The following is a 20,552-nucleotide window of genomic DNA, read 5'->3' as shown; positions in this document are numbered from 1 at the left end:
TGTTTTTGTGGCTCGTACCAAAGATGAGTGTACGTTATTAACATCTGGATATAAAAATGCTCGAACTGAAGAATGTCAAGCTCGCTGTGATCGGTCTAGGTTATGTCGGTCTGCCACTAGCTGTAGAATTTGGGAAGCGTCGGAGCGTTGTAGGGTACGACATCAATCTTCCACGAATCGAAGCTTTGAGGGCGGGTCATGACTCAACCCTAGAGGTCGACGATGCGGAGCTGAAAAGTTCTGTGCATATTTCATATACTGCGGATGCTTCTGATCTGCAGCCATGCAATGTGTACATCGTAACTGTGCCGACGCCAATCGATGAGTACAAGCGGCCAGACTTGACGCCGCTAATAAAAGCTTCGGAAGTGATTGGTAAGGTTCTTAGTAAAGGCGACATCGTCATCTATGAATCCACCGTCTATCCGGGTGCAACGGAAGAAGACTGTGTGCCCGTGTTGGAACATTTTTCGGGTCTAAAGTTCAACGAAGATTTTTTTGCTGGCTACAGTCCGGAGCGAATCAACCCCGGCGATAAAGAGCATCGTGTCACTACGATCAAGAAGGTAACGGCTGGATCTACGCCCGAGACGGCAGAGCTGGTTGACTCACTGTATCGTGAGATAATAGTCGCGGGCACTCATAAGGCCAGCACCATCAAAGTGGCTGAGGCTGCCAAGGTGATTGAAAATACCCAGCGTGACTTGAACATCGCGTTGATAAACGAGCTTGCCTTGATCTTCAATAAAATGGGGATAGACACTGAAGCGGTATTGCAGGCAGCTGGTACGAAGTGGAATTTTCTGCCATTCCGCCCAGGATTGGTAGGTGGCCATTGCATCGGCGTAGACCCGTACTATCTTACTCACAAGGCCCAGAGCATAGGTTACCACCCTGAGATCATTCTGGCGGGCCGCCGATTGAATGACAGTATGGGGGCTTACGTAGTTTCGCAGCTGGTCAAAGCTATGCTCAAGCGCCGGATACATGTGGATGGCTCCAGGGTATTGATAATGGGCCTGACATTTAAAGAGAATTGTCCAGACCTTCGCAATACGAAGGTAGTTGATATTGTTAAAGAGCTGGCAGATTACAATATCATTGCTGATGTCTATGATCCGTGGGTGAGTGCTTCTGAAGCAGAGCATGAATATGGAATTTCCCCTGTTGTTTCGCCCGAAAAAGGGGCGTATGACGGTGTAATTCTTGCCGTGGCACATGATCAATTCAAAGCGATGGGTGCCGAGCATATTAGGGCGTACGGAAAAGCCGAACACGTTCTCTATGATCTAAAATATTTGCTTGCTTCAGATGAATCTGATCTTCGTTTGTAAGATAATATTTACCTTTTAAATAACCATTCAGGATATCCCCCTTCCATGGCAGGCACTATGAATAGATACGATGTCGCAATCCAGGAGCTGCAGCGTGCCCCTAAAAAGTGGCTTGTCACGGGGGTGGCGGGATTCATTGGGTCAAACTTGCTTGAAGTGTTACTGAAGCTGAATCAAGAAGTAGTAGGTCTTGATAACTTTGCTACTGGGCATCAGCGTAATCTGGATGAGGTGCAGGGTGCGGTATCGCCAGAGCAGTGGGCCCGCTTCACTTTCATTCATGGAGATATCCGTAAAGTAGAAGATTGTCATTTAGCGTGCGCTGGCGCAGATTATGTTCTTCACCAAGCAGCTTTAGGGTCGGTTCCTCGTTCGATAGCTGATCCTATTACTACGAATATGGCAAATATCGATGGTTTTCTCAACATGCTGGTTGCGGCGCGTGACGCCGGCGTCCAAAGCTTTACCTATGCGGCCAGTAGCTCGACGTATGGTGATCACCCTGGACTGCCGAAAGTAGAGGACGTGATTGGTAAGCCCCTGTCCCCCTATGCGGTTACGAAATATGTGAACGAGTTGTACGCTGAGGTTTTCGCGCGGACGTACGGGTTTACTACTGTCGGATTGCGCTACTTTAACGTTTTTGGCAAGCGGCAAGATCCCGATGGTGCATATGCTGCAGTCATACCTAAATGGACAGCGGCAATGATCAATGGTGATGACGTTTTCGTAAATGGTGATGGAAAAACCAGTCGAGACTTTTGTTTCATTGAGAACGTTGTTCAGGCTAATCTGCTGGCGGCGGTAGCAACGGATGAGGCGGCTCGTAATCAAATTTACAACGTTGCTGTAAGTGGTCGTACTGATTTGAATCAGCTTTACGAGGCTATCAAGGTGAATCTCGCAGGTAATGGTGTCGTTTACACTAAAGAGCCTGTTTACAGGGATTTTCGTGCTGGCGACGTACGCCACTCTCAAGCGGACGTTTCCAAAGCCTGTAAGCTTTTAGGCTATATCCCACAGTACGATATAGATGAAGGAATTGCTAAAGCGATGCCTTGGTATGTCTCTTATTTTAGTAGTTGATAGGTGGTTTTCGGCGCCTGTTCATGCTAGTTGTGTAAAGTTGTGCTTGAGCGGCGATCATGTAGCATCAAAATAGAATTGGAATGCTCATTGCTGGCGACAGCGCGGGCGTACCCCCAGTGGGTTGTTCGTCGGTTGATCCGCTTCGGCTGATAGCTCTTCTGCGATACTTCGTAGGCGGGGAGTAGAGTTAATTTCGATTCTGGCGCAAGCCTCCTGCGCTCATGTGAGCGGTGGTTTTAAAAAAATAAAGGCAGCGGTGTCCAGCGGAGCAGGGCGCCGCAGCTGGTTTCTTGAGAGGTCGTAGATATCATGTGTGGTTTCGCGGGGTTGATAACGCCAAGCGCGGAGATGTTGGTCGCGCGCGTAGAGGATATGCTTACGCCGCTTTTTCATCGTGGGCCTGATGACCAGGGTACTTGGACTGATGCCTCCATCGGTCTGGGCCTCGGCCACCGCCGTCTAGCGATTCTCGACCTGTCTGCACACGGTCACCAGCCGATGCATTCCGCTTCCGGGCGTTACGTCGTCATTTTCAATGGTGAAATCTACAATTTTGCGGCTTTACGGAAGGAGATTGACTCGGAGGTCGAAGGGGCCAATTGGCGCGGTCATTCAGACACCGAGGTTTTGCTAGCCGCATTTGAGATGTGGGGCATTGAGGGGGCACTTAGCAGAGCCGTCGGCATGTTTGCCATTGCAGTATGGGACACCCGGACTCAAGTACTGACGTTGGCCCGAGATAGAATGGGGGAAAAACCTCTCTATTTCGGCAGGGTGAACAACGAGTTTTATTTTGCATCTGAGTTGAAAGCGATCAGGACTCAATGCGCGGAACATCTTGATATTGATCGCAACGTCCTCGCCGAGTACATGCGCTTCGGTTATATTCCAGCTCCAAATTCTATCTATCAGAACATATACAAGCTACAGCCTGGGCACTTGATTGAAGTTACCGCGCAAGGTGTAGCTGGGGAGTCGCGAGCATTCTGGAGACTTGATGGGAGTACTTCAATTGATGCTAGAAAGGACCTCGAGCAGGCCAGTGACGATGAAGTGCTTAACCTTGTCCATGATCAGCTTTTCGCTTCGGTGGGTTTGCAGTCTTTCTCCGATGTTCCCGTCGGTGCATTCCTCTCGGGTGGTGTCGATTCCAGTTTGGTAGTTTCGCTGATGCAGGCTCAGAGCTCAAGCCGAGTGCGAACCTTTACCATCGGTTTTGAAGAAGAGGCTTTCAACGAGGCGCCATATGCGCGTGAAGTCGCTGAGCATCTGGGTACGGACCATACCGAAATGTATGTCAAAGCACTTGATGCTGCTGCACTGATCCCCCTGCTACCCAAAATTTACGATGAACCATTCGCCGATTCCTCTCAGATACCTACTACGCTGGTGTCAAAGCTAACCCGCGAGCATGTAACTGTTGCCTTGACAGGCGATGGTGGCGATGAGCTGTTTGCAGGTTACCCGCGGTATCCGATCACTGCTGGCCTATGGAATAAGGTGCGCAAGGTACCCATGCCTTTGCGTAGCGCTGTCGCGGCTGTGTTGACCAAACCATCCGCGTCGGATTGGGATAAGATCACGGACAGACTTCCTGCGCGCTATCAGCGTACGATCAACGGGCGACGAGTTAATCGCCTTGGCCAATTGATGAAGTCTCAAAGTCTAGGCGAAATGTATATCCGCCTCATGTCGCATTGGCAGCCTGAAGACCACATTGTGATCGGTGGTAGATGTAGCGGGTTTGATAGTTTTCCTGCTCAAGATAGCGGCAGTATTTCCGCGATGAGACATTGGGATGTGAGCCAGTATCTCCCGGACGACCTACTAGTCAAGGTTGACCGTGCCACGATGAATTCGAGCCTTGAATCGAGGGCGCCGTTGCTTGATCACCGCGTGGCGGAGCTTGCTTTCTCGCTGCCGGAGCGCTTTCTGGTGCGTGATGGTGTTGGCAAGTGGGCATTACGAAGGGTCCTCGATCGCTACGTACCTAGGCAGCTGATAGAAAGGCCGAAGGCTGGCTTCTCCATTCCGCTTGGTGAATGGTTGCGCGGCCCGCTTCGAGCATGGGCGGAAGACCTGCTCGCGCCCTCGCGGCTAAGCAGCGAAGGATATCTGGACGCTGATCTGGTTGGCAGAATGTGGACTGAGCACCTGCTGGGAAAATTTGACCGCAGCGTAAATATCTGGAATGTGCTCATGTTCCAGGCTTGGCTGAGAGAGGTACATTTGCCCCCGCAGCCTAGCAAAGCCGGCATTGGTCGGGAGGTATTCCATTGAAAATTGTTATCAATGCCTTTTCCGCAAGACTTGGTGGTGGTCAGACCTATCTGATCAATTTACTCAAGCATGTGCCTGTTATAGAAGGCTTGAGTATCATCGTGTTGGCGCCTGCTGATCTCAAGCTGCCGGAGCATCCGGCTATCAGCCGGTATACTCCAAACTATTCACTGAACAACCCATTGGTGAGAACCTTATGGGAAAAGCTTGTGCTGCCTCGCTATTTACGCAAGGTCCGGGCCGATGTGCTGTTTTGCCCTGGCGGCGTCGTCGCAACTAAAGCTCCTGATGGCTGCAAAGTCGTTACTATGTTCAGAAACATGATCCCGTTCGACAAGCGAGTCCTAGGCTACCTTCCCTTCGGTTTGCAGCGAATTCGTAGCTGGCTGCTGTATCACACGATGTTACGGAGCATGTCGGGTGCAGATCTCACGATCTTCATTTCTGATTATGCGCGCAGCGTCATAGAGAAGCTGACGACCATACCGAACGCCGTGACCATTCCTCATGGTATTGGAGAGGCGTTCAGGACCTTTGATAAACAACTGCCTCGTCCCAGTCGGCTGCCGACCGACTCGTACTTGTTGTATGTATCCCGTTTCGATGTGTACAAACACCATTATGAGGTCGTTAGCGCCTACTCTAACTTGCCGAGAGAGTACCGAGATCGCTTTCGTTTGGTGTTGATTGGCGAGTCCAATATGCCGGGTGCCGAGCGAGTGCACGCCCTGATCCATTCCTTAGGGATCAGCGAGCGCGTCATCATATTGGGCTCGGTACCGTATGCTGAGCTCCCTACGTATTATCACCATGCAGAGTTGACATTATTCGCCTCCTCGTGTGAAAACTGCCCAAATATTCTGCTTGAGGCGCTTGGTGCGGGTAGGCCGGTGTTGTCTTCGAATATCATGCCGATGCCTGAGTTTGGCGCGGAAGCGGCTGCTTATTTCTCGCCGTTCGACGCGGATGACATCGCTAGGGCGATGACTGCTGTGCTGTCGAGTTCGCATTACTCTCAAGACCTCGCCGACGCAGCCGCATCACAGTGTCAGAAGTTCAATTGGTCTAGCACTGCAAAATCGACGTGGGCAGCAATTTCCAAGTTGGTGGCACATGCAAAATAGTCAACCATCTGAGCCATTGAAAGTTTTGGTGCTTAGCCAGTACTTCTGGCCTGAGTCATTCATCATCAATGATGTGGTTAGACTACTTCACGAGCAGGGCCATGAGGTAGTAGTTGCTACGGGTAAGCCTAACTATCCAGAAGGGAACTTCTTTCCAGGTTACCGATTTTGGGGTGTTCAGCATGAACGCTATCTAGGAAAAGTCGATGTTTTCCGAGTGCCGTTGTGCGAGCGAGGCGCGGGCGGGGCTAAAAAGCTGGTCCTCAACTATTTATCGTTTGCCTTTTTTGGCTTGTTTGCATTCCCGTTCCTGCTGCGCAAGCGCAAGTTTGATGCAATTTTCGTTTTTGCGCCTTCGCCCTTGACCCAGGTGATTCCGGCTATTGCCTTAAAGTATATCAAGCGGGCATCGTTGACGGTATGGGTTCAGGATTTGTGGCCTGAAAGCCTAGCTGCTACGGGTTATATTAAAAGCCCCTTGGCGCTGCGGTTAGCAGGCTGCTTTGTTAAGGGTATCTACGCTTTTTGCGACAAGCTCTTCGTCCAGTCCAAGGCATTTTTCGATCCGGTGGCGCGCTACGCGAGGCGGGAGAAAATTGTTTGGTATCCAAACAGCATTGATGCGACCACGGTAGAGCCCACAGCAACTGTCCCCAAGGATTTGATACAGACCCTTGATGATTATTTTTGCGTGGTTTTCGCCGGCAACCTTGGCACGGCTCAGGCTCTGGATACCATTGTAGAGGCCGCTATCAGCTTGCGCGACGACCCCGAAATCCGGCTGGTGATAGTGGGTAGCGGCAGCAGGTTCAATTGGCTAAAGGAGCAGAAGGCCCTCCATAGTCTGGATAATCTGATTTTGCCTGGTCGTTTTCCGATGGACACGATGCCGCAGGTTTTCGAGCGCGCAGGCGCGTTGCTTGTTACTCTGAACGCCGATGAGATTTTCACGCAGACGATTCCTAGCAAGGTCCAGGCTTATCTGGCGTCGGGTCGGCCCATTGTTGCTTGCCTGGACGGTGAGGGGGCCCGGGTTGTGGAAGAGGCCGGGGCGGGGATGAGTACCCCTGCCGAGCAAGCTGGGCCACTGGTGAAGACTATTCAAAAAATGAGGTCAATTGGCAAAGAGGAGCGTGAGCAAATGGGCGCTAACGGTCGAGCCTTCTTCGATGCTCATTTCGACATGCGTCATCAAGTTGAGTCTTTGGTGGAAATGCTTAAGATGTCCGGTAAAAAGGAGTAGTTATGCGGATTCTGGTTCTCGGTGTGACCGGTATGCTGGGCAATGCGGTATTCAAGGTTTTCGACGGCGATGATAGCCACGAGGTGTGGGGAACGCTGCGCGGTGGCTCGAGTCTTAGAAACTTCCCGCAGCACAACCATGACCGTCTGATTACGGGAATCGACGTACTCGACGTCCAGGCTTTGATCAGCGTGTTCGAAAAAGTTCGGCCTGAGGTAGTCATCAACTGCGTTGGTCTGATTAAGCAGTTGGCAGATGCTAAAGACCCGCTAACGGCTCTACCTATCAACTCCATGCTGCCGCATCAGCTCGCCCGGTTGTGTTCGCTTTCCAATGCTCGCCTTATCCATGTCAGCACTGACTGCGTGTTCTCCGGGCGGCAGGGTGGTTATTTGGAAAGCGACATATCAGACGCCGAAGATCTCTATGGAAAGTCGAAGTTCATCGGTGAACTTAATGATGAGCCGCATGCAATTACCTTGCGAACTTCGATCATTGGTCATGAGCTGAACTCAAGTCAGTCCCTGGTTGATTGGTTCTTGTCCCAAGAGGGTGCTGTAAGAGGTTTCTCCAAGGCAGTGTTCTCAGGTTTGCCGACGGTTGAATTGGCGCGTGTCATGAAGGATTACGTACTGCCCCGACCTTCGCTGAGCGGGTTGTACCATGTAGCAGCGCAACCGATTTCAAAACTGGACTTGTTGAATCTGTTAGCGACGCAATATGGCAAAGAGATCGTAATCACTCCAGACGACAACCTGGTCATTGATCGATCGCTTAACGGCAAGCGGTTCTCTGAAGCAACAGGCTATGAAGCTCCGGCATGGCCCGAGCTGATTCGGATCATGTGGGCAGGGCGATAAGTCGCTGCTCTGACGTATTTACGTGAATGCTACCTCCCCAGAATGACTGAATTCTGTGTTGGGGCTCTCGTTAACTGGAAGATTCATATATGTTTGATAACAAAGTATTGATGATTACTGGCGGTACCGGCTCATTCGGAAACGCAGTGCTAAAACGTTTTCTCGACACCAATGTTCGAGAAATTCGGATTTTTAGTCGCGATGAGAAAAAGCAGGAAGACATGCGCATCGCGGCTGCTAATGAAAAGCTTAAGTTTTACATTGGTGACGTCCGTGACTATGACAGTCTCAAACAAGCAATGGTGGGTGTCGATTATATTTTCCATGCGGCAGCGCTCAAGCAGGTTCCGTCTTGCGAGTTTTACCCGATGGAAGCGGTCCGCACCAATGTATACGGTACGGAGAATGTGCTAAATGCCGCCATCGCCAGCGGTGTCGAGCGCGTAGTTGTACTATCTACCGATAAAGCTGTTTACCCAATCAATGCAATGGGCATTTCCAAGGCCATGTCAGAAAAGCTCATGGTCGCTAAGTCGCGAATGATTCCAGCTGGTGGCACCGTTGTCTGTGCTACTCGCTATGGAAATGTCATGGCTTCACGTGGTTCGGTAATTCCCCTCTTTATCGAGCAGATGCGGACCGGTGAACCACTTACGCTGACAGACCCTAATATGACTCGCTTCCTGATGTCGTTGGAGGATTCCGTGGACTTGGTATTGCATGCTTTCGAGCATGGCAAGCAAGGAGATCTCTTCGTTCAGAAGGCCCCGGCATCTACTGTTGGCGTGTTGGCTCAGGCGCTCATCGAACTCTTCGCACCTAATAATCAAGTTCGCGTCATCGGTACTCGTCACGGTGAAAAGCTCTATGAGTCGCTGGTCTCACGGGAAGAGATGGCCAAGGCGGAAGATATGGGGCGATACTACCGGGTGCCGGCTGATAACCGCGATCTCAACTATAAGAAATACTTTGTTGAGGGTGAAGAGAAAATCTCCGAGCTAGACGACTATACCTCACATAATACTGACCGGTTGGATGTTGAGGGTGTCAAACAGTTGCTCATGAAGCTCGACTACATCAAGGAGCAGCTGAATGCTTAAGGTAATGACGCTGGTCGGCACCCGCCCTGAGCTTATCAAGATGAGCCGTGTGATCGCTGAACTCGACCGCCAAGTTAATCACGTATTGGTCCATTCTGGTCAAAACTACGACTTCGAGTTGAACCAGGTGTTCTTCGATGACTTGGAAATCCGCAAGCCCGATCATTTCCTCGGCGCCGCCGGTGAGACCGCTGCACAGACCATCGCCGAAGTTATCGCTAAAGCGGACCAGGTATTCGATCTGGAGAAACCGGATGCGTTGCTGCTCTATGGTGATACCAACACCTGCCTCGCCGTGATCGCAGCGAAGCGCCGTAAAATTCCTGTCTTCCATATGGAAGCGGGAAATCGATGCTTCGATCAGCGGGTGCCTGAGGAACTCAACCGTAAAGTGCTCGATCATCTGTCCGACATCAATATGGTGTTGACTGAGCATGCTCGACGGTATCTGATCGCAGAGGGTATCCGTCCCGAGACTATTATCAAAACAGGCTCGCACATGCATGAAGTGCTCGAGCACTACATGCCGAAGATCAAAAGTTCCGATGTGCTCGCACGGAGCGGCCTTGAAGCTGGAAAGTTTTTCATAGTCAGCACGCATCGCGAGGAAAATGTCGACAGCCCGGAAAACTTGAGGGATTTGCTAGCTACTTTGCGTGCGCTAGTATGTGAGTATGGCTATCCGGTAATCATCTCCACTCATCCACGTACCCGCAAACGGCTTGAGGATTTAGGCGAAAATCTTGATGATCCTCTGATTCGTTTCGTAAAACCTTTCGGGTTGCTCGACTACATCAGCCTGCAGATGTCCGCTTTCTGCGTACTATCGGACAGCGGGACTATCACTGAGGAAGCGTCGTTACTCAACCTGCCCGCTGTCACCTTGCGCAACGCCCATGAGCGACCCGAAGGCATGGATGAGGGCACTCTGATCATGAGTGGCCTTAAGGCGGAGTCCGTACTCGCTGCGGTCAAGGTAATCACGACCCAACACAAGGCTGACCGGCGTGTATTCCCGATCGTCCCCGATTACGAGGGCGGTCCCGTATCTCAGCAAGTCGTCCGCGTTGTGTTGAGTTACACCGATTACATCAATCGTACTGTGTGGCGGAAATCCTAAGTGGACGTCATGACAAGGAGTGTCTTTCTCACGGGCGCGACCGGCTTCGTTGGCTCTGCGATAGCCAAACGCCTGGCGAGAGATGGTTGTGAATCATTGATCTGCGCGGCGCGTAGCGAGTCCGCTAAGCTGCCATCAACCGCCCGCGCAGTGATTTGCCGAGATTTTGGGGTCAATGATGGATGGGAGCGTGCGCTGAGCGGCGTTGACGTCGTCATTCACTCGGCCGCGCGTGTGCATGTGATGAATGACAAGGAGTCCGATCCCCTAGTGGCTTTCCGTAAGGTCAATGTAGAGGGGACTCTCAATCTCGCCCGTCAGGCTGCAGCAGCTGGCGTGCGCCGCTTCGTCTTTATCAGTTCGATCAAGGTCAATGGTGAGGGGACAGTACCAGGGCACCCATATCGAGCTGACGACACGCCGGCTCCAGCTGATCCTTACGGGGTGTCGAAAATGGAGGCCGAGGAATGTCTGCGTCAGCTGGCTGCACAAACTGGTCTGGAGGTGGTAATTATTCGTCCTGTGCTAGTTTACGGCCCCGGCGTTAAAGCCAACTTCCAAGTCATGATGCGCTGGCTAGACAAAGATCTGCCTTTACCGTTCGGGGCAATCGACAATCGCCGCAGCCTGGTGGCCCTAGATAACCTCGTGGACTTAGTGTGCCTATGTATGACACACCCTGCAGCAGCCAATCAGACCTTCTTGGTCAGTGACGACGAGGATTTGTCGACCACTGCCCTGCTTCGCAGGATGGCGTACGCGCTAGGCAAGACAGCGCGTCTGCTTCCGATTCCCGCCTGGATGCTCAGTACTGGTGCTAGGGCCCTAGGCAAGGGGGCACTGTCCCAGCGGTTGTGCGGATCGTTGCAGGTTGACATTCAAAAAACGCGTGAAATGCTCGATTGGACGCCTCCCGTCAAAGTCGATTCGGCATTACTGACCACTGCTAGGTCCTATCAGGAGAACAACAAAAAATGATGCTTTTGTGGTCTCTTTCTGCAGTGTTGGTCATGTCCTTGATAATGACGGCAGCCTTGCGTCGTTACGCACTGGCACGCAGTGTCATGGATATACCAAATGCACGCAGCTCCCATACCGTCCCAACACCGCGCGGCGGAGGCGTTGCTATCGTTCTCACGTTTTTACTTGCCATCGTGGCACTGGCGCTATCGGGCGCCGAGAGCAGCACTACACTTGTAGCTCTTGGTGGTGGAGGGGCTTTGATCGCTATCATCGGTTTCATGGATGATCACGGGCATATCGCAGCCCGTTGGCGGTTGCTCGGTCACTTTGTTGCTGCGTTCTGGATCCTCGCTTGGATGGGAGGGCTGCCTCCACTATCCATCTTTGGATGGGATTTGGATTTGGGCTGGCTGGGCGGTCTGCTTGCTGCCGTCTATCTGGTCTGGTTGCTCAACTTGTACAACTTTATGGATGGCATTGATGGCATTGCGAGTGTCGAAGCGATAACCGCGTGCCTCGGGGCGGCCTTCCTCTACTGGCTCTCGGGCTACGATCAGACAGCCCTCTTGCCACTGGTATTGGCCGCTGCTGTCGCGGGCTTTCTAGTTTGGAACTTTCCCCCTGCGAAGATCTTCATGGGGGATGCTGGCAGCGGATTCATCGGTATTATCCTGGGCGGTTTATCGCTGCAGGCGGCTTGGACCTCGCCGCCGATGTTCTGGTGCTGGTTGATATTGCTAGGAGTCTTCATAGTCGATGCTACATACACTCTGGTGAGGAGATTGCTGCGTGGGGACAAGGTCTATGAGGCCCACCGCAGTCACGGCTACCAGTTCGCTTCTCGCGAGCATGGTAAGCATTTACCCGTCACATTGGCCGTCGCTGCTCTCAATCTGGGATGGCTGCTGCCAATCGCGTTATGCGTCGTTGAGCTTGGCTTGGATGGAGTAGTGGGTGTAGTTATTGCCTACACTCCATTGGTGGCGTTGGCTGTTCGTTATCGAGCGGGCGGCTTGGAAGATGGCCACAAAAGTTAAATTGGGCGCTGTGCCGCTAGAGACACCAGGAAGCCTTGAGGAGTTATGGAAAAAGTGCGTACAAAACTGCTAGCTCTGCCACGGCGTCATAAGCGACTGCTGCAGGTCATGACCGATATCGTGCTGGTATGGGGGGCCTTGTGGCTGGCGTTTGCGGTTCGCCTGGGCATCGACGAGATGGCTAACCCAGTCATAGACCACACTTGGCTCTTTGTTTGTGCGCCACTTGTATCAATTCCGTTGTTCATTCGCTTCGGTCTTTACCGAGCAGTGATGCGCTATTTTGGCAATGATGCGTTGATAGCAATCATCAAGGCAGTCACGCTTTCCGCGCTGATTCTCGGTTTCATCATCTACTGGGCTAGCAACCATCAGAATGTCGTGCCGCGCTCGATCACCTTCAACTACTGGTGGCTTAGCCTAATCATGATTGGCGGCTTGCGCCTAGGCATGCGTCAATACTTTCTGGGGGACTGGTTCACTGCTGCAGTTCAACACGTTCCTTTTGCCAGTCGGGACAATGGCTTACCTAAAGTGGCGGTTTACGGTGCTGGCGCGGCTGGTAATCAGCTCGTGGCGGCGTTGAGGATGGACAAGGCCATGCGCCCGGTTGCATTTATTGACGATGACTCAAGCATCACCGACCGTGTCATTGCCGGGTTACAGGTCTATCACCCTGAGAACCTGCAACGTATGATAGACGTCACCGGCGCTCAAGAAATTCTTCTGGCGATTCCTTCTTCCACACGCACCCGACGCCGCGAAATCCTAAATTATCTAGAAGGATTCCCGCTGCATGTACGCAGTGTGCCCGGATTCATGGATCTGGCGAGCGGCAAGGTGAAGGTGGATGATATCCAGGAAGTCGACATCGCCGACCTTCTCGGACGAGATGCGGTGCCAGCACAAAATGACCTGCTTGAACGCTGCATTGTTAATCAGACCGTTTTAGTCACCGGCGCCGGTGGATCAATCGGGTCAGAATTGTGTAGACAGATCCTGGGGCAGGAACCCAAGACCTTACTGCTGTTCGACCACAGCGAGTTCAACCTCTACAGCATTCTTTCGGAGTTGGAGCAACGAGTGGCCCGCGAGTCGCTTCCCGTGTGTCTGATCCCAATATTGGGGTCTGTTCGCAACCAATCTCAGCTGCTCGACATCATGAAAACTTGGCGCGTCGATACTGTGTATCACGCTGCTGCATACAAGCATGTGCCGATGGTGGAGCACAACATCACCGAAGGGTTGCTGAATAATGTGATCGGCACGCTACATACTGCCCAGGCCGCTCTGCAAGCCGGTGTTGCAAACTTTGTACTGATTTCAACGGACAAGGCGGTACGACCTACTAATGTCATGGGCAGTACCAAGCGTCTCGCTGAAATGACGTTGCAGGCCCTGAGTCAAGAGTTGGCGCCAGTACTATTCGGTGAAGCAGGTAATGTTTCACAGGTGAATAAGACCCGCTTCACAATGGTCCGCTTCGGTAATGTCCTCGGCTCCTCCGGTTCGGTGATTCCACTCTTCCACAAGCAGATCAAAGCTGGTGGCCCGCTGACTGTCACTCACCCCAAGATCACGCGTTACTTCATGACCATTCCAGAGGCGGCGCAGCTAGTAATTCAGGCCGGGTCAATGGGTAAAGGCGGGGATGTCTTTGTCCTCGACATGGGGGAGCCGGTGCGCATTGTCGAGTTGGCCGAAAAAATGATCCACCTCTCCGGCTGCAGTGTCCGTTCCGAGCGTAATCCCTCGGGTGATATTGCTATCGAGTTCACAGGTTTGCGGCCAGGTGAAAAGCTGTATGAGGAGTTACTTATCGGGGATAACGTCCTTGCAACAGGTCATCCTATGATTATGAGCGCAAACGAAGACTTCTTGCCTTGGGATATGCTTAAAGATGCGCTGGGTCACTTGCTAGAGGCGGCATCCGGCGATGATTTCGTAAGAGTACGGCAGTTACTGCGTGAAACGGTTGTAGGCTATGCGCCTGAAGGCGAAATTGTTGACTGGATCTATCAGCAACGTCGTCTGGAGCCATGACTTCCTCGGTCGGTGCCACTCGTTAAACTTCTGTGTCTGTAGCGTGGTTCGTCGCGAGATCAAAGGGGCGCCCATTTGTGACAACAGGATTTGTTTCGCTTCATGAACATCAAGCGCGTGGGGGCTTCATTGAACCATGTGTTCCTCACGGCAAAGGGCAAGGCCAATGGGGTCGCGGGCTGCAGGGACGCCCCCGAAAAAAATCAAATTGGCCACAAGGCTGTTCCACGTAAGTGTGCAGCCTTGCGATTAATAATCGACAATGTCTCCAAGTTTTGAAGCGGGTGGTGCGTCCGTCTACCACCCATGTGACTCTGTCTAGTGTCTAGGGCTTAGCCAAAGTAGAGGTCCGCATTGTTCAATAATGTGGTCTGGCCGAGAAGTGTGATATTGCCGCCGTGTGCGCCATCGCCGGCAGTGTCAAACGTCACTACCAGTCCGTCCGCTTGTAGAGTCTGAGTAATCCCTGCAGCCGCAGTTGTCCAGCCATATATGTACAGAGTGTCTTCACCTTGCGTGAAGTCCTGAATCGTGTCGGTACCACTACCCGCAGTAAATACGAAGAAGTCCCGCCCTTTGCCGCCGGTTAAAAGATCGTTGCCCGAGCCGCCAACGATGAAATCGTTGCCGCCACCACCCGCTAGCACATCATCGCCGTCGTGACCATAAAGTGAGCAGCTTGCATCAGAATGAGACTGAATAATGTCGTTGCCGCTGTTTTTTCCGCTAACACTGCCGGAGAGTTCAGCTCCTAGAGTGCCTATGTAAGTGATCTTGTCTGCTACGGTGCTGCCAGTGATCTTTTCCGAGTATCCAGATCCAGAATTGCCAGCGATGGCCGTCGTATTGAAGCCTTTGAGCGGGTCCGCGCTGAACACGAAAGCAGTGTCGGCGGACGTGAGCAAGGACGTACGGCCTTCTATCAACATCCCACCATCAAAACGGCTATCCCCATCAGTGTCATAGCGGAAATAGACACCATCCGAAGTCAATTGCTGATCGATTCTATAATCAAACTCTTTTTGTGAAAGCTGTGTGCGCCCTGTGCCGCCGGTACCGGTGACACCAAGGAAAATAAGCTTATCAGCACCTACGCCAAAACTATCGATGATGTCGTTAAAGCCATCCCCTTTAGAAAAGACGTATTCGTCCGCCCCGCCTCCACCGGACAAGTAATCATCACCTTTTCCCCCCGCCAAGAGATCACTATACTGACCTCCGATCAATACATCATTGCCCTCATTACCGTAGAGCTGGCCGGCGGAAAGACGCAGAGCGAGGGTGTCATTACCCGCTCCGCCTATGAGCGTGGCGAGAATCGGAACCTTGGTGCTACCATCATACGAAATAAAATCCGCTCCCGATGTTCCGGTTATAGTGGCTCTTCCGTTATTAGTAATGGCGTTGCTGTCTGTAAATCTGGTGACGTTAGGGTCTCCCGCAGAATTGACCACGGTATACTCAAATACACCATTTAGCGAATTGGCGATACTTTCAAGTAAGGTATCGCTCAAGCTGTCTGTGCTTGCATAGAGCTTATGCTCCGAAGTGATCATCTGCGCTGCATAAAGGTTGGCCTGGCGCAGTGCGTCTGCCCCGGTTTCGGCCCACCCGCTTTCTTCTGAGTTATGAGGAATGAAGTATTCGACATCACTTGAATTCATCATATCAATGACGCCGATGCGTTCGCCTGTACGAACATCGGTATAGTAAACGTTGTAATCGGCGTCTTGTATTTCCCACTTGTTAGTAGTGGTATTGAAGATCTCTATGTATGTATGGCCCTGAAAAAAACCCTGAGTGTCTGAATACGTCCAAATAGTGCGCTTCTGCAGGCCTAGCTCCGCGCACAGGCCGCTGAACACGTTGACCATGTTTCCGCATAGCAGCTCAACGCCTTCGGCAGTAGGGTCACCCATTACTGTCTTGTAGATTTGCTCGGCTGTATAATACGGGTCGTTGGCATGAGCGGCCCACCACTCACCATCAGAGTGTATGGTATTGGTCGCTAGCAATTCGCGGGCGACGTCTTGAAGTAACAAGCCGGTTGCGGCCGATTCTTCTCGGACAATATCTGCGAGTAGAGCAAAATAATTAGTCACGGTTAGTTTCGCAAGGTTAGTGGCTGTTCCATGTAAAGTCCATCCAAGGACGATACTGCTGTTGTTGCCGTATATTACCTCTTTTAGGCGATTGCGGCAAAATGCTGAGCGCAATAAACTGGCTAGCCATACCGTGTTTCAATTTTTTAACAAGAACTGAGCAATGAAAAGCGCATCACAGGAGCTTGACCGCCGGCAAAGCTTGCGACTGAGCACTGACGACTAGGGTGCGTGAACGCATCTGCCGTTCATTGCCGTGGACACCGGTGCAGCCCGGGGTGGGCCCGCCGACATCCGGCGATCCCGGCTTATCAGCAACGTCTGGTTGCAGTGAAGCTTGTGGGTCGGTATGCAACTAAGCTTCCGAGAGCCCACTGTTCCGGACGGTCGTTTAACCGTTGAGAGGATTTTTTCTTGATCGAAAATTCCGACAGGCTACGTAATATGCATGTCCTATGCGATGGACCTATCCTGATCCATGCGGTCTCTAAGCAGCTATCTGCGGACTGTAGGTGGGTGGATCTTGCGGTGGGCTGATGATCTGCTCGCGGATAAACCTGCGGGCGCTTTTGATTTTTGAGCATTGATTACGCTGGCCATAGACCCTTGAGACTTATCTGTTCACCATTTATGCCAGCTCACCGAAGTTGGAAAATTTCTGGTGGTTTGGCGACTATGCGGTCTGAATGCCTGCAGGACGCAGCAATGGTTACTCGAGATTATCGAAGATGAATGACTCATCCCTACATCGGGTTTGAAAGACGTTAGGTCCGTCTCAAACTTCAAAATATTTGCGCGCGCAAGCAAGAGCCACTGTAAAGCGATATCGATATGCCATGTTAGCTCATCGCACCGTTGCGCCAGTGACAGGTTGTCGCACTCAGGCTCTAGGGTGGTGCCTGTATTAAACAGCATCCCATAATATTTCTGAAGGGGTAAACCAAGAGTCAAGCCAACAATCACTGCTGACTCGGCTCCTAGGCGTTTATGTAAATATTGCTTTCAACGAGGCGCTAGCAGCAGCATCGAGCCTGGCGCAGTGGTTTTTATGCAAAGACGGGCGAAATCCGACGAAATTCCTGACCTATCGGGCTTGGGACGGGTGAATTTACTCGGCAGGCAGCCCTCGGGTGGTACACTCCCGCGCTTCGTGCAGCTCCATCAACACCACACATTGGCAATTCCCAGATGATTCACAGCACATCCGAAAACGACCTGCAGGTGGCCTTGAGGGCATGCCGGAGCAGTTTCATGGCGGTAGGTTTTTTCAGCCTCTTCATTAATGCACTGATGTTGGTCCCGACATTCTACATGTTGCAGGTTTATGGACGAGTGGTCACGGGCGGGAGTCTGACGACTTTAGCCATGCTGACACTTATCATGTCCGCGCTGCTTATAACGATGGGGCTGCTTGAGTGGGTGCGCTCGCGGATCATGGTACGCGTCAGCACTCGACTGGATGCGCTTTTGAGCCATAACGTCTATAAAGCCAGTTTCAAACGGGCTCTAGAAAGCGGGGGGATGGACGCCTCGGCCCAGCCGCTGGCCGATCTAACGGGGCTGCGCCAATTCATGGCAGGTAACGGCTTATTTGCTTTTTTTGATGCGCCATGGTTGCCTATTTATATCTCGGTTCTATTCCTGTTCCATCCTTGGTATGGTTGGGCGTCCATAGGCTGTGCGATTATTTTGTTATTGCTGGCATATATCAATGAGAGGTCTACGGGCAAGCTTCTCTCGGAGGCCAATAGAGAGAGCATCGGTGCAACGCTTAGTAACGCGAAGAATCTGCGTAATGCCGAGGTCATCGAGTCTATGGGCATGCTTGAGTCTTTTATATCGCGCTGGAGTCGGCGGCAGAGGAGTGTGTTGTTGTTGCAATCCCTCGCCAGCGACCGCAGTGGTATTATTACTTCAATCTCAAAAAGCTTTCGTCTGCTAGTGCAGTCGCTGATTCTAGGGTTGGGCGCCTATTTAGCGGTTACTCATGAGATCAGTCCCGGACTTGTAATCGCAGGTTCCGTGCTATTGGGTCGTGCATTGGCACCGTTAGATTTAATGATTGGCAGTTGGAAAGGGTTCATCGCCGCCCGCTCGCAATATGCACGTCTCAACAGCATTCTTGACAAGCAGAATGGTGAGCCAGAACGAATGCGACTGCCCATCCCCTTAGGAGATGTGACTGTTGAGAACCTTACGCTAGGTGCACCGGGTTCCAACACCTCGATTATCAAGGGCATAAGTTTTAGCGCACCGGCAGGTACTATAATCGGTATCGTCGGTCCTAGCGCGTCGGGTAAGTCAACGCTTGCCAAGGCGTTAATGGGCGTTTGGAGACCACGGCAGGGTGTGGTTCGTCTGGATGGTGCTGATATTACTAACTGGGATAAACGTGAGTTAGGCCAGCACCTGGGTTATCTACCTCAAGACATTGAATTATTTGAAGGTAGCATAAGTGATAATATTGCGCGTTTCGGTGCTGTTGATTCGCATCAGGTAGTATTAGCAGCGAAGGCTGCGAGTGTTCACGAAATGATTTTGATGCTCCCTGATGGCTACGATACGGTCATAGGGGATGGCGGCATCAACCTGTCAGGCGGTCAAAGGCAGCGCATCGGCTTGGCAAGGGCCCTTTATGGCAGTCCGAGGCTCATCGTCCTGGATGAGCCAAATTCCAACCTCGATGAAGTTGGCGAGCGCGCGTTGGCGTTGGCGTTGCGGCACTTGAAAGCGACGGGGGCGGCGGTTTTTGTCATCGCTCATCGCACCTCGATTTTGGCGCAACTCGATCGTCTGCTGGTGATGAACGCTGGCACGATTAGCTTGTACGGAACGCGAGATCAGGTTCTGGCGGAAATGGCCGCTCAACGGAAATCTGGTATCCAAGCCGGTATAGACGTCAATTCAGCTGGCGATTGACAGGAAGCTATCAATGACTCGCATGCTCAATCCCTCGCCTGATGCATTCGCTGATCTACCCGTGTCTGATCATGCTATACGTCGCGCAGGTATTTTTATCGTATTCGTGACGTTTGTCCTTTTCGGCGGTTGGGCAGCGTTTGCGCCACTCGACGGCGCTGCGTACGCGCCGGGTGTAGTGACCGTACAGACGTATCGCAAGACGGTTCAGCACCTCGAAGGCGGCATCGTGAAAGAGCTGTTCGCCCGTGATGGCGATGTTGTGAGCAAAGGTGACCCAATCATCTTGCTGGATGACGCTCAGTTGCGGTCGGAATACGAGATAACTCGCAGCCAATTGATTTCCGCCAAGGCTATGGAGGCCCGATTGCTCGCCGAGCGGGATAGTTTACCGGTTATAGTATTCTCGGACTCAACTGATTTCCAGGGTCAACGTAGCGCTGAAGCGCGCTACGGAGAAACTCAGGTATTCAATGCACGGCGGAGTTCTCGCCTTGGGCAAATCGCGGTCCTGCGTGAGCGTATTAGCCAGCTAAACCAGCAGATCAAAGGCACCAGCGCCATGATCGAAACCAAGAGCAATTTGCAAGAATCCTACAGTGGTGAAATCGCTGAATTAAAAGAACTGCTGAGCCAGGGCTTTGTTGATAAACAGCGTATGCTGGAACAGGCGCGCAAGCTGGATTTACTAAAGTCAGAGATGGCTGATCATCACTCGACGAACACCAAAACTAAGTTGCAAATCAATGAAACCCAATTGCAGATTCTGCAAATCGACAAGGATTTCAGTGCGGAAGTCACAAAGCAGTTGGCAGAGACACAGTCAAAAGCCTACGACCTGCAGGCAAAGCTCTCGGCGCTGGGAGACCGTCTGATCCGAGTGGTTATTCGAGCCCCGGACGACGGAATGGTGATTGGAATGACGGTGCATACCATTGGCGGCGTTGTGCGTGGGGCGACGCCGTTGTTGGATATCGTGCCGTCCGTTTCCGACTTAGTCATCGAGGCGCAGGTTTCGCCAAATGACATCGATCGGATTGCTATCGGTAAGTTGGCAGACATTCGTTTCAGTGCCTTCAACAGTGCCACGACTCCGGTTATAGAAGGGCGCGTGGCGAGTATTTCTGCGGATCGTCTCATCAATGAAAAAAACAACACGCCCTATTATCTGGCTAGAATCAATGTGACTCATGCTGGTGCGCATAAGTTGGGTAAGCGCAAGCTCTTATCAGGAATGCCAGCTGATGTTCTGATCAACACGGGTAAGCGAACCATGCTGGAGTATCTAATGCAGCCAGCGCGTAATGTTATCGCTCAATCAATGATCGAGGAGTGACC

The 20,552-nt window shown here is 52.0% G+C and carries 15 protein-coding genes; 14 read left to right on the top strand and 1 reads right to left on the bottom strand.

The window, feature by feature from the left end; all coding sequences use genetic code 11:
• Positions 1-56 precede the first annotated feature (56 nt).
• The 12 genes from tviB to AC0ZZU_RS22560 all read left to right on the top strand — a co-directional run bounded on the left by tviB (position 57) and on the right by AC0ZZU_RS22560 (position 14,472).
• Complete coding sequence (gene tviB, locus AC0ZZU_RS22615; protein ID WP_476343499.1) at positions 57-1,334, top strand: Vi polysaccharide biosynthesis UDP-N-acetylglucosamine C-6 dehydrogenase TviB; 1,278 nt, start codon at positions 57-59, stop codon at positions 1,332-1,334.
• 57 nt (positions 1,335-1,391) lie between these two features.
• Positions 1,392-2,420, top strand: coding sequence for an NAD-dependent epimerase/dehydratase family protein (locus AC0ZZU_RS22610; RefSeq protein ID WP_476343498.1), 1,029 nt, complete (start codon positions 1,392-1,394; stop codon positions 2,418-2,420).
• Between the two features lie 312 nt (positions 2,421-2,732).
• Positions 2,733-4,703, top strand: coding sequence for an asparagine synthase (glutamine-hydrolyzing) (asnB, locus tag AC0ZZU_RS22605; protein WP_476343497.1), 1,971 nt, complete (start codon positions 2,733-2,735; stop codon positions 4,701-4,703).
• The gene (locus tag AC0ZZU_RS22600; protein WP_476343496.1) at positions 4,700-5,827 is read left to right on the top strand and encodes a glycosyltransferase family 4 protein; all 1,128 of its coding nucleotides are present in this window, start codon (positions 4,700-4,702) and stop codon (positions 5,825-5,827) included. The genes asnB and AC0ZZU_RS22600 overlap by 4 nt, the downstream gene beginning before the upstream one ends.
• Positions 5,817-7,070: a glycosyltransferase family 4 protein gene (locus tag AC0ZZU_RS22595; protein ID WP_476343495.1), complete on the top strand. Its 1,254-nt coding sequence runs from the start codon at positions 5,817-5,819 to the stop codon at positions 7,068-7,070. Before AC0ZZU_RS22600 ends, AC0ZZU_RS22595 begins: the two co-directional genes overlap by 11 nt.
• 2 nt (positions 7,071-7,072) lie before the next feature.
• Positions 7,073-7,930, top strand: coding sequence for a dTDP-4-dehydrorhamnose reductase family protein (locus tag AC0ZZU_RS22590; protein ID WP_476343494.1), 858 nt, complete (start codon positions 7,073-7,075; stop codon positions 7,928-7,930).
• An 89-nt stretch (positions 7,931-8,019) separates the two neighbouring features.
• Positions 8,020-9,030, top strand: coding sequence for a polysaccharide biosynthesis protein (locus tag AC0ZZU_RS22585; RefSeq protein ID WP_476343493.1), 1,011 nt, complete (start codon positions 8,020-8,022; stop codon positions 9,028-9,030).
• Positions 9,023-10,150, top strand: a complete 1,128-nt coding sequence (gene wecB, locus AC0ZZU_RS22580) for a non-hydrolyzing UDP-N-acetylglucosamine 2-epimerase (RefSeq protein WP_476343492.1) — start codon at positions 9,023-9,025, stop codon at positions 10,148-10,150. Before AC0ZZU_RS22585 ends, wecB begins: the two co-directional genes overlap by 8 nt.
• 9 nt (positions 10,151-10,159) lie before the next feature.
• A complete protein-coding gene (locus AC0ZZU_RS22575; protein ID WP_476343510.1) occupies positions 10,160-11,128 on the top strand; it encodes a UDP-glucose 4-epimerase family protein in 969 nt (322 codons plus the stop codon).
• Positions 11,125-12,150 carry an MraY family glycosyltransferase gene (locus AC0ZZU_RS22570; RefSeq protein ID WP_476343491.1) on the top strand — a complete coding sequence of 342 codons (1,026 nt, stop codon included), beginning with the start codon at positions 11,125-11,127 and terminating at the stop codon, positions 12,148-12,150. The genes AC0ZZU_RS22575 and AC0ZZU_RS22570 overlap by 4 nt, the downstream gene beginning before the upstream one ends.
• 45 nt (positions 12,151-12,195) lie before the next feature.
• Positions 12,196-14,193: a polysaccharide biosynthesis protein gene (locus AC0ZZU_RS22565; protein ID WP_476343490.1), complete on the top strand. Its 1,998-nt coding sequence runs from the start codon at positions 12,196-12,198 to the stop codon at positions 14,191-14,193.
• Positions 14,194-14,295: 102 nt separating this feature from the next.
• The gene (locus AC0ZZU_RS22560) at positions 14,296-14,472 is read left to right on the top strand and encodes a hypothetical protein (protein ID WP_476343489.1); all 177 of its coding nucleotides are present in this window, start codon (positions 14,296-14,298) and stop codon (positions 14,470-14,472) included.
• A 53-nt stretch (positions 14,473-14,525) separates the two neighbouring features.
• On the opposite strand, the gene AC0ZZU_RS22555 is transcribed toward AC0ZZU_RS22560, so the two are convergent.
• Positions 14,526-16,295, bottom strand: a complete 1,770-nt coding sequence (locus AC0ZZU_RS22555; RefSeq protein ID WP_476343488.1) for a calcium-binding protein — start codon at positions 16,293-16,295, stop codon at positions 14,526-14,528.
• 1,191 nt (positions 16,296-17,486) lie between these two features.
• Between AC0ZZU_RS22555 and AC0ZZU_RS22550 the strand changes: the two genes are divergently transcribed.
• Together AC0ZZU_RS22550 and AC0ZZU_RS22545 are read left to right on the top strand one after the other, a co-directional pair.
• Positions 17,487-19,214: a type I secretion system permease/ATPase gene (locus AC0ZZU_RS22550; protein ID WP_476343509.1), complete on the top strand. Its 1,728-nt coding sequence runs from the start codon at positions 17,487-17,489 to the stop codon at positions 19,212-19,214.
• 13 nt (positions 19,215-19,227) lie between these two features.
• Complete coding sequence (locus AC0ZZU_RS22545; protein WP_476343487.1) at positions 19,228-20,550, top strand: HlyD family type I secretion periplasmic adaptor subunit; 1,323 nt, start codon at positions 19,228-19,230, stop codon at positions 20,548-20,550.
• Positions 20,551-20,552: the final 2 nt, after the last annotated feature.

This window comes from Pseudomonas sp. JE3303, assembly GCF_056312565.1.
Note: the sequence above shows the minus strand (reverse complement) of the source record. Positions and strands in the feature narration are given on the sequence as shown.